Below are 13,042 nucleotides of genomic sequence, written 5' to 3' on the forward strand. Positions count from 1 at the left end.
GCTCTCCTAGTTCAGGTACTGACAGGTGGAACGCGGCACGAAGGTGCCGTGACCGGCGTGGCCGACGTACTTGCGCTGGTCGATGACGACCTCGCCCCGTGAGAGGACGGTCTCGACCTGGCCGGTGACCGTCTTCCCCTCGTACGCCGAGTAGTCGACGTTCATGTGGTGGGTCTCGGCGGACAGGGTCTGCACGGCGTGCGGGTCGTAGATCACGACGTCGGCGTCGGCGCCCGGGGCGATCGTGCCCTTCTGCGGGTACAGGCCGAACATGCGGGCCGGTGTCGCGCAGGCGATCTCGATCCAGCGGCGCCGCGAGATGTGCCCGTCGACGACGGCCTGGTGGAGGAGGTCCATGCGGTTCTCCACCCCGGGCAGCCCGTTGGGGATCTTGGAGAAGTCGCCGCGGCCGAGGTCCTTCTGGCCGACGAAGCAGAACGGGCAGTGGTCGGTGGAGACCACCTGGAGGTCGTTGGTGCGCAGTCCGCGCCAGAGCGCCGCCTGGTGCTCCTTCGGCCGGAGCGGGGTGCTGCACACGTACTTCGCCCCCTCGAAACCCGGCTCCGCGAGGTTGTCGGTCGAGAGGAACAGGTACTGGGGGCAGGTCTCGCCGAAGACGGGCAGCCCCTTGTCGCGGGCCGTGGCGATCTCGGCGACCGCCTCCTCCGCCGAGACGTGCACGACGTACAGCGGTGCTCCCGCCACCCGGGCGAGCTGGATCGCCCGGTGGGTGGCCTCCGCCTCCAGGAGCGCCTTGCGGACCTCCCCGTGATAGCGGGGGTCCGTCTCGCCGCGGGCGAGGGCCTGCTCGACGAGGACGTCGATGGCGATGCCGTTCTCGGCGTGCATCATGATCAGCCCGCCGTTGTCGGCGGAGCGCTGCATGGCCCGGAGGATCTGGCCGTCGTCGCTGTAGAAGACGCCGGGGTAGGCCATGAAGAGCTTGAAGGAGGTGATGCCCTCCTGGACGAGCCGGTCCATCTCCTTGAGCGTGTGCTCGTTGACGTCGGAGAGGATCATGTGGAACGCGTAGTCGACCGCGCAGTTGCCGTCGGCCTTGGCGTACCAGGCGTCGAGTCCCTCGCGGAGGCTGTGGCCGACGCTCTGGACGGCGAAGTCGACGATGGTGGTGGTGCCGCCCCAGGCTGCGGCGCGGGTGCCGGTCTCGAAGGTGTCGGAGGCGGAGGTGCCGCCGAAGGGCAGCTCCATGTGGGTGTGGGCGTCGACGCCACCGGGGAGCACGTAGCGGTCGGTGGCGTCGATCGTCCGGTCGGCGGTCCAGGCGGCCGCCGCGTCGGAGCCGTGGGCCGCGAGGGCGACCACACGGCCGTCCTCGATCAGCACGTCGGCGTGGAGTTCGTCGGCGGCGGTGACGACGAGGCCGCCCCGGATGACGGTTCGGATGCTCACGGGACTCTCCCTGGTCGATACGGCGGGCCGATCTCGATACGGCGGGACGCGGTGGCCCCGGGTACGCGGGACGCGGTGGCCCCGGGTACGCGGGACGCGGTGGCTACAGCTCTCGCAGGGCCGCTTCGAGCATCGCCGCGCCCTCCTCCGCCTCGGCGACGGTGAGCGAGAGCGGTGGTGCGATGCGCAGCGTGCTGGTGTTGTGGCCGCCGCCCTTGCCGATCAGCAGGCCGTTCTCGCGGGCGGCCTCCAGGACGGTGGCGGCCGCGTCCGGGTTCGCCCGCTCGGTGCCCGGCTCGGTCAGCTCGATGCCGATCATCAGGCCGCGGCCGCGGACCTCCCGTACCGCCTCGACTCCGGCGCAGGCGGCTCTGATCCGCTCGATGAGCAGACCGCCGACCCGGCGCGCGTTGCCCTGGAGGTCGTGCTCCAGGAGGTACGAGAGGTTGGCGAGGCCGGCGGCCATGGTGACGGGCGAACCGCCGAAGGTGGAGATGGAGTTGGCGTCGATGCAGTTCATGATGTCGGCGCGGGCGACGACTCCGCCGACGGACATGCCGTTGCCGATGCCCTTGGCGAAGGTGAGGATGTCGGGCGGCCCGGCCTGGCCGTGCGCCTGCCAGCCCCAGAAGTGCTCGCCGGTGCGGCCCCAGCCGGTCTGCACCTCGTCGGAGATCCACAGGATGCCGTGCCGGTCGAGGACGCGGCGGAAGGCGGCGTACAGGCCGTCGGGCGGGGCGGTGAAGCCGCCGACGCCCTGGACGGGTTCGGCGATGAGCGCGGCGACGTCCCGGGTGTGGCCGAGGAGGTCCTCGAGGTCGGCGACGCAGGCCTCGGTGAACCGCTCGTCGGTGTACTGGGCGTACGGACCCCGGGTACGGACGCCGCCGTGGACGTACAGGGTCTGCAGCGGCGAGAGGCTGGTGGGCGACCAGGCGCGGTTGCCGGTGATGCCGACGGTGGAGAAGGAGCGGCCGTGGTAGCTGTTCCGCATGGCGAGGATCTGGTTCGACCGGCGGTACGCGGTCGCGAGGAGCAGCGCCGTGTCGTTGGCCTCGGTGCCGGAGGTGGTGAAGAAGACGCGGGCGTCGGGGATGCCGGAGAGTCCGGCGATCCGCTCGGCGAGCTCCACCATCGGGCGGTTGAGGTAGAGCGTCGAGGAGTGGATGATCCGTCCGGCCTGCTCGGCGACGGCCTTGGTGACCTCGGGCAGGGCGTGGGCGGTCATGGTGGTGAGGATGCCGCCGAAGAAGTCGAGGTACCGGCGTCCGTCGGCGTCCCAGACGTGGCGGCCCTCGCCGTGGGTGATCTCGACGGGGTCCTTGTAGTAGAGGGCGACCCAGTCGGGGATGACGGCCTTGTGCCGGTCGAAGAGGCTGCTCACGGCTGCACCAGCCCGTCGTACGCGTCGGGGCGGCGGTCCCGGTAGAACGCCCATTGCTGGCGCACCTGCTCGATGAGACCGAAGTCGAGGTCGCGGACGAGGAGTTCCTCGGTCTTGTCGGAGGCGACCTCGCCGACGAACCGCCCGCGCGGGTCGACGAAGTAGCTCGTGCCGTAGAAGTCGTTGTCGCCGTACTCCTCGATGCCGACGCGGTTGATGGCGGCGACGAAGTACTCGTTGGCGACGGCCGCGGCGGGCTGCTCCAGCTGCCAGAGGTAGGAGGAGAGACCGCGGTGGGTGGCCGAGGGGTTGTAGACCAACTGGGCTCCGTTGAGACCGAGTTGGCGCCAGCCCTCGGGGAAGTGCCGGTCGTAGCAGATGTAGACGCCGACGCGGCCGACGGCGGTGTCGAAGACCGGCCAGCCGGCGTTCCCCGGGCGGAAGTAGTACTTCTCCCAGAAGCCCTTCACCTGGGGGATGTGGTGCTTGCGGTACTTGCCGAGGTAGCTGCCGTCGGCGTCGATCACGGCGGCGGTGTTGTAGTAGAAGCCCTCGCTCTCGACCTCGAAGACGGGCACCACGATCACCATCCCGGTCTCCCGGGCGAGGTCCCGCATCCGGCTGACGGTGGGGCCGTCGGGGACGGGCTCGGCCCACCGGTAGTGCTCGGGCTCCTGGACCTGGCAGAAGTAGGGGGCGTTGAACACCTCCTGGAAGCCGATCACCTTGGCGCCCTGGCGGGCGGCCTCCCGGGCGTACTCCTCGTGTTTGGCGATCATGGATTCGGTGTCGCCGGTCCAGGTCGCCTGGACGAGCGCGGCGCGTACGACGTCGGTCATGATCTGCTCCTTCGGCACGGCGTCAGAGAGCCTCTACGCACGTAGACGCGATGCGTAGGAGGAGAACGTAAGCCCCGTCACACCCCGGAGCAAGACCGCCGCCGGGAAGCGGCGGGGTCGATCATGTTTCATACCCGAGTGGTCCACGTCGGACACGTACCGACACGTACCGGCACGTCCGGGCATGACGGAGACGTGCGGGTGTCGGCCTCCCGCGCGGGACGCGGTTTCGGGCCGCGGTGGGGGGCTCGTCGGCCGCTCCGGAGCCCCGGACCTGCCCCGGGCCCGCCCGGGACCCCCCTCGGGCGGGCCTCGGGCCTGCCTCGGCCCCGGCGCCGGAGCCCGCCCGACGGGGGCCCGAGCCCGCCCGGCCGGGTCACGCGCTCGCGAGGCCTGCCACGCGGAAGGCGTGCAGCAGATCGCTCTCGCGGGACGCGGACACCGCCCGGGCGGCTTCGAGCAGTTGGGGCGCGAGACCCCGCGGATCCTCGGCCGCGAGGCGGGCCGCGTCCTCGGGAGCGCGGACCCGGACGAACGCGGTGAGCAGCGCGCGGACCTCGCGGTGGTGGCCGTCGGCCCGCAGGGCGGCGCACGCCCCGGCGAGCTCCGCGACGGGGCGGGCCACGCCCTGGCGGAGAAGCTGATCGCAGTCGGCGGCCCGGCCCGCGTCGGCGAGCACCCCGGCGACGGCGGCGAGCCGGCCGGGCGGCAGCGAGGCCGCCTCCCAGAGCAGGATGGACCAGTCGGCGCCGAGACCGGCCCGGTGCAGTTCCCCGGCGAGGGCGGGCAGCCGGGCGGGCGGCCCGTTGAGCGCCTCGCAGAGCAGGGCATAGGCCTCGCCGCTGCGGCCCTGGGCGCGGAGCCGCTGGAGCGCGTAGACCGCGTTGGCGGCGGCGCGGCCCGCCTCGACGGCCTCGGCATCGGACAGCACGGCCGGGCCGGCGCTGCCCGGCCCCGCGGTCCCGGCGGACCGGGCGGGCTGGGCGGCGCCCCCGAACCGGGCCCCGCGCGGCGCCGCTCCCCCGGTGGGGAGTACGGGAACGGGTGCGGGTGCGGCCACCGGGCCCTGGTCCTCGGCCACGCTGTCCAGCCACGCGTAGCGCGCGCCGCGCGGGCGGCGCTTGGCCACCGGCGGTGTCGGCGGCGGCGTCGATGGCGGCGTCGGTGGCGATGGCGGTGTCGGTGGCGGTGTCGGCCGTGAGGCCGCCCCGTCCCCGCCGTCCCGCCGTCCCAGCCGTGCGAGTCGGGCCGTCAGGTCGGCGACCCGGGCCGTCGCCCTCGCCCGGTCGTCGCGCGCCCAGGCCAGGTCGTGCTCCAGGCGGGCGGTGTCGTCGGGGTCCGGAGCCGGGGTCGCGCCGAGCAGATCGCCCAGTTCGCGGGCCCGGGAATCGGCGTACCGGCGTTCGCGCTCCATGAGCTCGCGGCGTTCGGTGAGCGCCCCGGCCACCCCGGGGCGGCGGTCGTGGGCGCCGGTGGCCGCGGCGTACAGCGTCCGGCCCCGGAGGGCGAACGGCCCCCCGACCGCTTCGCCGGCGTCCTGGAGCAGGGACTCGACGATGTCCCAGGGCAGGATCTCCGTCCCGTCGAAGCAGGCCCGCAGCCCGTCCGGGTCGCGTTCGGCGAAGACTCCGTACCAGCCGCCACCCGACGGGATGCGGCGCGCGAGCTCCGTCAGCCAGTGCCTGAACGTGGCGACTTCCACCGGGAGTTGATACACCGTCATGCGATCCGCACCTGCCCCGCCGTCGACTGGAACCTTCCGGTCCGCGGGTATTGGACCGCAGTCGTGTTACGGGACGACTACGGACCGTTTTCCTGCGCGTGCCCTACCGCCCAGTTCACCCGAATCGCACGACGATCCCGGTGTGCGGGCGCTTCCCGAGCCGGACGAGCATGGCGGGCACGTCGGTCAGCCAGTACTGCCAGGTGTACTTGCGCGAGAGCAGCCCCCGGATCCTGCGCAGCTCCTCCCCCGTCACCAGCCGGCCCTCGCCGGTCAGGCGCTCGGCACCCTCGGCGATGTTGCCGCGCAGGTCGCAGACGGCGACCTCGACCCTCGGGTCGTTCCGCAGCCGCTTGACCTTCCAGGAGTCCGTGCGGGTCCAGGCGTACAGCTCGTCGCCCTCGACCGCGTACCAGACGGGTGTCGCGACCCCCGTGCCGTTCTTGCGGTAGGTGGTCAGGCTGACGTAGCGGCCGCGCCGCAGCTCTTCGGGCATCATGCCCGGGAGCCTATGCCGGGGCGGTGGCGGGCTTCTCGCAGGGGCACGCGGCCGCGCTCGCGCCGCCGACCGCCGAGGCGGGGCCGGAGCTCGCGCCCGTCACTGGCCGACCCTGCCGTCGACGCACTCGCGCAGCAGGTCGGCGTGGCCGCAGTGGCGGGCGTACTCGTCGATCCGGTGCACCATCAGCTCCCGGATCGCGATCTCGTCCTTCCCCACCCGTGCGCCCAGGTCCGGAAACCCGGCCAGCTCGGCGTCGAGCGCCGCCTGCTCGCGCTCCAGGTCGGCGAACGCGGCGTCGACCACGGCCTGTTCGCCGACAGCGCCGTCGAAGTCCGCGTCCCTGGCGCCGTACAGCTTCGGCAGCGGTTCACCGTCGGTGATCCAGTTGCGCCAGTCCCGCTCCACCTCGGCGAGGTGCCGGATCAGACCGAGCAGCGACATGGTCGACGGCGGGACCGACCGGCGGGCGAGTTGCTCCGCGTCCAGGCCCTCGCACTTCATCCGGAGGGTCAGGCGGAAGTCCCGCAGACCGTCCTGCAGCGTCGCGAGCTCACCCTCCGAGCCGGCGCCTCCGTTGCTGTTGCGGGGGTCGTCGTCCGGGTCCACCCACATGTCGGGGTAGACGGTCGCCGTGGTCCATCGTGCGGGTTCGTCGCTCATACGTCGCATGATCGTCCGCACCGGTCCGGCGCGCCACCGAATTCCCGCGCAGCCGGGCCCCGGCCGTCAGACGGGCACGAACGCGCAGCGGACGACCAGCTCGTCCATGGAGAGGCCGAGGACCCGGGCGAGGGCCGCGACGGTGAAGAACGCCGGGGTCGGGGCCCGGCCCGTCTCGATCTTGCGGAGGGTCTCGGCGGACAGGCCTGCGGCGGCGGCGATCTCCACCATCGACCGCTCGCCGCGCGCTTCGCGCAGGAACCGGCCGAGGCGCTCGCCGCGCTCGCGCTCTTCGGGGGTCAGGGGTGTGCGCACCATGAGGCCATACTAATACCGGTATAGTAATTGGCATGGTGGAGATCAAGACGAACGAGAACCTGGCCGCGATGCGTGAGGCGGGCCGGGTGGTGGCCCGCGCCCTCGCGGCCGTGCGAGAGAAGGCGGCGCCCGGTGTGCCGCTGACCGAGCTCGACAGGGCCGCACGGGCAGTCCTCACCGAAGCGGGGGCCGGTTCGCCCTTCCTGGGCTACCGCCCGGAGTGGGCGCCGGTGCCGTTCCCCGCGGTCGTGTGCGTCTCCGTGAACGACGCGATCGTCCACGGCATCCCGGACGACACCCGGCTCGCCCCGGGCGATCTCGTCTCGGCCGACTGCGGGGCCCTGCTCGGCGGCTGGGCCGGCGACTCGGCGATCAGCTTCACGGTCGGCCCGGCCCGGCCGGAGGACACCCGGCTGATCGCCGCGGCGGAGGAGGCCCTGGAGGCGGGCATCGCGGCCGCCGTCGTCGGCAACCGCGTCGGCGACATCGCGCACGCGATCGGCCGGGTGTGCCGCGCCGCCGGGTACGGCGTCCCGGACGGCTTCGGCGGCCACGGCATCGGCCGCACGATGCACGAGGACCCGGGCGTCCCCAACGAGGGACGACCGGGCCGGGGCATGAAGCTGCGCCACGGGATGGTGCTGGCGATCGAGCCGATGCTGATCGGGGGCGGCACGGACGACCACTACACGGCGCGCGACGGCTGGACGATCCGCACGCTCGACGGCTCGCGCGCCTCGCACGCGGAGCACACGGTGGCGATCACGGACGAGGGCCCCCGGGTACTGACGGCGCTGTAGGGCGCGGCGGACCCGCGTCGGGGCACGCCGCCACCACGCCACCGTCAGCGCAGCGCGACCCGACGGGCGCACGGACGGGACGCGCCTCCCCGCGGGACACGGAGGGGCGCCCGGGTGCCCCCTCCGCCGCCGCTTCCCCGCCGCTACTTCCCCGCCGGCCTGACCACCATCGCCGAACCGCCGCCCCTGCGGACGGTCTCGGCCGCGGCCACCCAGCGGCCGTCCGGCAGCCGCTGGACGCCGGTCGCGGCGCCGATCTCCGGGTTCTGCCGGAAGCCGTGCCCGATGGCTTCGAGTTCCGCCCTGACCGGGCTGTTCCACAGGCCGGGTTCGAGTTCCGTGGTGGCCTGGTTGCGCTGGCTGGCCCGCGGCGCGGCGATCGCGTCGACGAGCGGCAGGCCCCGGTCGACGACTCCGGTGAGGGTCTGGAGGACCGTCGTGATGATGGTCGCGCCTCCCGGCGACCCGAGCGCGAGCACCGGCCGGTCGTGTCCGTCGAGGACGATCGTCGGCGAGATCGAGGAGCGCGGCCGCTTGCCGGGGCCGGGCAGGTTCGGGTCGTGCACGGCCGGGTTCGCCGGGGCGAAGGAGAAGTCGGTCAGCTCGTTGTTGAGCAGGAAGCCCCGGCCGGGCACGGTGATCCCGCTGCCGCCCGTGGACTCGATGGTGAGGGTGTAGGCGACGACGTTGCCCCACTTGTCGGACACCGTGAGGTGGGTGGTGTTCTCCCCCTCGTACGTGGTCGGCGCGGCCGTGCCGCCGCTCGCGCACGGCACCGGACTGTTCGGGTCGCCGGGTGCGAGGGGGCTGGTCAGGGCGGCGTCGTCCCGGATCAGGCAGGCGCGCGAGTCGGCGTACCGCTGGGAGAGCAGCCCGCGCGTCGGCACGGACTCGAAGGCGGGGTCGCCGACCCAGCGGCCCCGGTCGGCGAAGGCGATGCGGCTCGCCTCGATGAAGCGGTGCAGGTAGCGGGCCGGGGAGGCGCTCGCGAGGTCGGTTCCCTCCAGGATGTTGAGGGCCTCGCCGACGCTCGTCCCGCCGGAGGAGGACGGGGGCATGCCGTAGACGTCGAGACCTCGGTACGCGACCTTGGTGGGCTTGCGGAACACGGTCCGGTACGCGGCCAGGTCACGCTCCGTCAGATCGCCGGCCCGGACCTTCCGGGTCGCTCCCTCGCGGACGGGGGGCGTACGGACGGTGTTCACGATGTCCCGGGCGAGCGGACCCCGGTAGAGCGCGCCGACACCCTCGCGCCCGAGCTTCTCGTACGTACGGGCCAGGTCCGGGTTCTTGAAGACCGAGCCGACCACGGGCAGCCGGCCGCCCGGCAGGAAGAGTGCGGAGCTGGCCGGGAAGTCGCGGAACCGCGCCTCGTTGCCCGCGGTCTGCGCGCGGAACGTGGCGTCGACGGTGAAGCCCTCGCGGGCGAGCCGCTCGGCGGGTTCGAGCAGGGTGCCGAGCCTCTTGGTGCCCCAGGCGTCGAGGGCGCTCTTCCAGGTCGCCGGGGTGCCGGGGGTGCCGACACCGCGACCGCTGGTCATCCCCTCCTCGAAGGGGATCGGCGCGCCGTTCTCCACGAAGAGGTTCGCGTCGGCCGAGCGCGGCGCGGTCTCGCGTCCGTCGACGGTGTGGACCGTACGGCTCTTCGCGTCGTAGTAGACGAAGTAGCCGCCGCCTCCGATGCCGGCCGAGTAGGGCTCGGTGACCCCGAGCGCGGCCGCGACCGCGACGGCGGCGTCCACGGCGTTTCCGCCCTTGCGGAGCACCTCGACACCGGCGGCCGAGGCGTCGGCGTCGACACTGGCGACCGCGCCGCCGTAGCCGACGGCGACGGGTTCCTTGACGGGCGGTGGCGGTGCGGCCGGTGGGGCCGAGGGCGGGGCGGCGGCACCCATCGAGAGCACTGTCGCCGCGACGGCGAGTGCGGAGACCTTCCCAGCGACGGAACGACGCATTCCCTACCTCCAGTCAATGACCGTCCGCGCAGCGTAACTTCCCCCGGGCCCTCCCGTCAGGACCGCCTCGAACAGAAGGCCGTTTCCCCGCTAGCATGCGCGCCCATGGACGAAGACCTGCGCAACATCGTGCTCGGGGTGCTCGCGACGGGGGTCAGCGCGTCGCTCGGCTGGCTGGGCCGCACGTACCTCTGGCGGCGGAGGCTCCGCCGCAAGCAGGAGTTCTTCGGCCTGCCGGGGAACTCGGAGTGCCTGCTCGTGGTGAACAGGGAGTCGGGCGGCGACCGCTCGGTCCACCGGTTCGACGTGTTCGCCCTCCTCGAACTGTCCGCGCTGATCAAGGACTGCGGGGCGCAGGCGCGGATCCTCTCGCACGACCAGACCCACCAGGGCTTCGGCGACCGGACGGAGTTCTGCGTCGGCGGCCCCTACTCGAACCGGCGGATGGCCGCCCATCTGGCGACCCTGCTCCCGGGGATCGAGGTGAACGTCGAGGTCGAGCCGAGCGCGGACCGCGGGGCGTTCCTCATCGGGGGTGAACGCTACCCGTCGGAGCCGGGGGTCAGCGAGTACGTGATCCTCGCCCGGCTCACCGCCGGGGAGGGCGGCCGGCCGGTGTTCCTCTTCTGCGGGCAGCGGGCCATCACCAACCAGGCGGCGACCCGCTATCTCGCCCGCCACTACGAGGAGTTGGCCCGCCTGCACCGCTCCGGGTCCTTCGTGGTGCTCCTGAAGGTGGTCAACTCGCAGGCTTACGGCCCCGATGTGGTCGAGCTGGTGGCCGATGTCACGCGGGCGGCGCGGACGGTTCCCGTAGTCGCACCGGCAGCGACTTGACGCCGTTGATGAAGTTGGAGACGAGGCGCCGGGGTTCTCCGACGAGGTCGAGGCCGCCGCAGGCCCGGCGTACCTCCTCGTGGAGCACGCGGAGCTGAAGCCGGGCGAAGTGGGCGCCCAGGCAGACGTGCGGGCCGTCCCCGAAGGACACATGGGGGTTCGGGTTCCGGCCGAGGTCGAGGCGGTGCGGTTCGGGGAAGACGCGCTCGTCGTGGTTGGCGGAGGCGTGGAAGACGACGACCTTGTCGCCGCGGCGGATCGGCTGCCCGCCGAGTTCGGTGTCGACGGCGGCCGTGCGCCGGAAGGAGAGCACGGGCGGGTGCACGCGCAGGAGTTCGTCCACCGCCGTGTCGGCTCCGACCTCGCCCGCCCACCACCTCCGCTGCTCGTCCGGGTGTGCGGCGAGGGCGAGGAGGCCGCCGGGTGCGGCGCTGCGGACCGTGTCGTTCCCGGCGACGGTGAGCAGGAAGAAGAACATCTCCATTTCGGCGTCGGCGAGTTCGGATGCGGCGAGCACGCTCATCACGTCGTCGGCGGGGTGCTCGCGCTTGTGGGCGGCGAGTTCCTGCGCGTAACCGAACATCTCCGCGAGCATCGCGGGCGAGCGGGGATTGAACGGCCGGCCCTCGTCGTCGAGGACGGGCGGTTCGTCGGGGTCCTGGTACGCGATGACCCGTTCGGTCCAGGTGTGCAGCAGGCCCCGGTCGCTCGGGGGCACTCCGAGCAGGTCGGTGAGGTTGAGCAGGGCGTAGTCGTCGGTGACGGCCCGGACGAGGTCCACCTCGCCCCCGGCGTCGATCGCCCCCGCGAGCAGCTGCCTGGCCCGCTCGCGCGCGGTGGCACCGAACCGCTCGATCCGGCCCGAGGTGAAGGCCCGGCTGACGAGTCGTCGCAGCCGGCCGTGTGTGGGCGGGTCCTGATTGAGCATCATGCGCCGGATGAAGGGCAGATCGGCGGGGTCGGGGTCGCGGATCTGGGTGGCGCCGAGACAGGACGAGTACGTGTGCGAGTCCTTCAGCACCCGGACGACGTCGGCGTGCCGGGTGACCGCCCAGAATCCCGGACCCGAGGGCCAGCCGAGGACCTCGGGCTCCTCCTGGCGGGCGACGGGCGCGCAGTCGCGGAGGACACGGAAGCGGTCGTGCGGGATCCCGGCCGCGTAGATCCGTGGGTCGAAGACGTCCGGTACACCGCTCGACTCGTGCACCGCGCCTCCGGTTCAGGGGTGAAGACGTTACCATCATGACAGGTCAGAGGCGGTTTTCGTAGGACTGATCGCACACTTCGACAGCCTTGTCCGGCCCTGTCACCGGATCCCAGAATCACCGTCATGAATCACTCCGAGAACGTCGATCAAGATGTGGTGCTGCAGGCACGGACGATGCTGCTCGGATCCGGCCGGCCGAGCCTCGCGCGGGAGGTCCAGGCGTACCGGGTGCTCGCCCGGGTGAGCCCGGCGTCCTATCTCCCGAAGCTGGCGCGGGCGTTGGTCTCGTACGGGTACGAGGTCGGGCCGGCTGGCATGGAACCGCGCCTCGCCCTCCACGCGGAGGCCGCGGACGCGGCCCGGCGCATCGACGCCGACGAACCGAACAGGGCTGACGTGCTCTGCGGCGTCCTGGACTCGTACCGGCGCACGCTGCTCACCGTCGGGCGGCGTGCCGAGGCCTTCGCGGCGTCCGAGGAGATGGCCGGGGCGGGGCGACTCGCCTTCGCACGGGGGCACGTGCGCAACCCCGGATACGGGGCGGGGCCACTGGCGACGATGCTCGCCGAGGAGGGGCGTCACGGGGAGGCGGCCGACATCCGCGGCAGGGGCATCGCGTCCAGCCCGCCCGAGACCGACTTCTCCACCGCGGTGGAGCGGGCGGCTGAGCTGGACGCCGCCGGACGGCACGAGGAAGCGCTGGAGGTCTTCACGGAGCTCGTGGACCTCACCCGGGGCGCGACCGAGGCCCAGGCGACCGCGATGGTCAACCTGGTGTGGGAACTCGTCCACCGTTCCGGGATGTTCGAGGCCGTCGGCCGGCGGGAGGAGGCCGGAGCGGATCGGCAGGAGGCCCTCCGGATCCTCGCCCGGCTGGCGGAGTCGGGCGAGCCCAGCCGCCGGAGCGGTGCCGTCGCCACGTGGTCCACCCTGTTCGCCCTGTCGGGCCGGGCGGCCGAGCCGGCCGCATCCCGGGAGGCGCCGATGCCGCCCCTCGGTGCCGACTTCATCGACTGGTCGCCCGACACCCGGGAGTCCTATCTCGGCGCGATCCCCGTACTGGAGGCCCGGGTCGCCGAGCTGACCGGATCCGGCCTCCTCTCCGAGGCGGTGGAGGCACATCGCCGGCTGGTCCGGCGCTCCGCCGTCCTCCACCAGCAGCGCTCGTACCGGATCGAGGAGCCCTTGCGTCCGCTCTTCGACGAGGGCGTGGCGCTCGCCCGCCGCGTTCCCGGCGCGCCGGAGACGCTGGCCCGAGCCCTGACCGACCGCGCCATGTTCCTCGCCGCCGCCGACCGTCACGGGGAGGCCCATGCGGACTTCGCGGAGGCCGTCGCCCTCCGGGGGGAAGCCACGCGCACTCCAATCGTTACCCGCACGTAACTTACCGACCGGTTACCACGGGTA

At 72.9% G+C, this 13,042-nt stretch carries 12 protein-coding genes; 3 read left to right on the plus strand and 9 right to left on the minus strand.

From position 1 onward, the window contains the following. Positions 1-6: 6 nt before the first annotated feature. From hydA to ACIP84_RS07250, 7 genes are all read right to left on the minus strand, one after another. Positions 7-1,410 (minus strand): dihydropyrimidinase, encoded by a 1,404-nt coding sequence (gene hydA, locus ACIP84_RS07220; protein WP_401795486.1) that lies wholly within the window; start codon positions 1,408-1,410, stop codon positions 7-9. 103 nt (positions 1,411-1,513) lie between these two features. After that, on the minus strand, positions 1,514-2,794 hold the full coding sequence (locus ACIP84_RS07225; protein ID WP_401795489.1) for an aspartate aminotransferase family protein: 1,281 nt from the start codon (positions 2,792-2,794) through the stop codon (positions 1,514-1,516). Continuing rightward, positions 2,791-3,633 (minus strand): nitrilase-related carbon-nitrogen hydrolase, encoded by an 843-nt coding sequence (locus ACIP84_RS07230; RefSeq protein ID WP_355965506.1) that lies wholly within the window; start codon positions 3,631-3,633, stop codon positions 2,791-2,793. Before ACIP84_RS07230 ends, ACIP84_RS07225 begins: the two co-directional genes overlap by 4 nt. Positions 3,634-4,009: 376 nt before the next feature. Then, positions 4,010-5,356 (minus strand): UL36 very large tegument protein, encoded by a 1,347-nt coding sequence (locus tag ACIP84_RS07235; protein ID WP_401795492.1) that lies wholly within the window; start codon positions 5,354-5,356, stop codon positions 4,010-4,012. A gap of 115 nt (positions 5,357-5,471) precedes the next feature. Continuing rightward, entirely contained in the window at positions 5,472-5,855 is a 384-nt protein-coding gene (locus tag ACIP84_RS07240; RefSeq protein ID WP_355965504.1) for a PPOX class F420-dependent oxidoreductase, read from the minus strand. A gap of 99 nt (positions 5,856-5,954) precedes the next feature. Further along, positions 5,955-6,527, minus strand: coding sequence for a DinB family protein (locus ACIP84_RS07245; RefSeq protein ID WP_355965503.1), 573 nt, complete (start codon positions 6,525-6,527; stop codon positions 5,955-5,957). 57 nt (positions 6,528-6,584) lie between these two features. Next, positions 6,585-6,836: a helix-turn-helix transcriptional regulator gene (locus ACIP84_RS07250; protein ID WP_355965502.1), complete on the minus strand. Its 252-nt coding sequence runs from the start codon at positions 6,834-6,836 to the stop codon at positions 6,585-6,587. Positions 6,837-6,868: 32 nt separating this feature from the next. On the opposite strand from ACIP84_RS07250, the gene map reads away from it, so the two are divergent. Further along, positions 6,869-7,636 carry a type I methionyl aminopeptidase gene (gene map, locus ACIP84_RS07255; RefSeq protein ID WP_355965500.1) on the plus strand — a complete coding sequence of 256 codons (768 nt, stop codon included), beginning with the start codon at positions 6,869-6,871 and terminating at the stop codon, positions 7,634-7,636. Positions 7,637-7,779: 143 nt separating this feature from the next. Here the strand turns inward: map and ggt are convergent, their stop codons facing one another. Then, positions 7,780-9,591, minus strand: coding sequence for a gamma-glutamyltransferase (gene ggt, locus ACIP84_RS07260; RefSeq protein WP_401795497.1), 1,812 nt, complete (start codon positions 9,589-9,591; stop codon positions 7,780-7,782). Between the two features lie 105 nt (positions 9,592-9,696). On the opposite strand from ggt, the gene ACIP84_RS07265 reads away from it, so the two are divergent. After that, positions 9,697-10,428, plus strand: a complete 732-nt coding sequence (locus ACIP84_RS07265) for a hypothetical protein (RefSeq protein ID WP_355965497.1) — start codon at positions 9,697-9,699, stop codon at positions 10,426-10,428. On the opposite strand, the gene ACIP84_RS07270 is transcribed toward ACIP84_RS07265, so the two are convergent. Next, the gene (locus ACIP84_RS07270; RefSeq protein WP_401795500.1) at positions 10,379-11,635 is read right to left on the minus strand and encodes a cytochrome P450; all 1,257 of its coding nucleotides are present in this window, start codon (positions 11,633-11,635) and stop codon (positions 10,379-10,381) included. The genes ACIP84_RS07265 and ACIP84_RS07270 overlap by 50 nt on opposite strands. 123 nt (positions 11,636-11,758) lie before the next feature. Here ACIP84_RS07270 and ACIP84_RS07275 point away from each other — a divergent pair, with 123 nt between their 5' ends. Then, a complete protein-coding gene (locus ACIP84_RS07275; protein ID WP_401795503.1) occupies positions 11,759-13,018 on the plus strand; it encodes a hypothetical protein in 1,260 nt (419 codons plus the stop codon). The last annotated feature ends 24 nt before the right edge of the window (positions 13,019-13,042 follow it).

It is taken from the genome of Streptomyces sp. NPDC088707, assembly GCF_044752725.1.
Classification (GTDB): Bacteria; Actinomycetota; Actinomycetes; order Streptomycetales; family Streptomycetaceae; genus Streptomyces.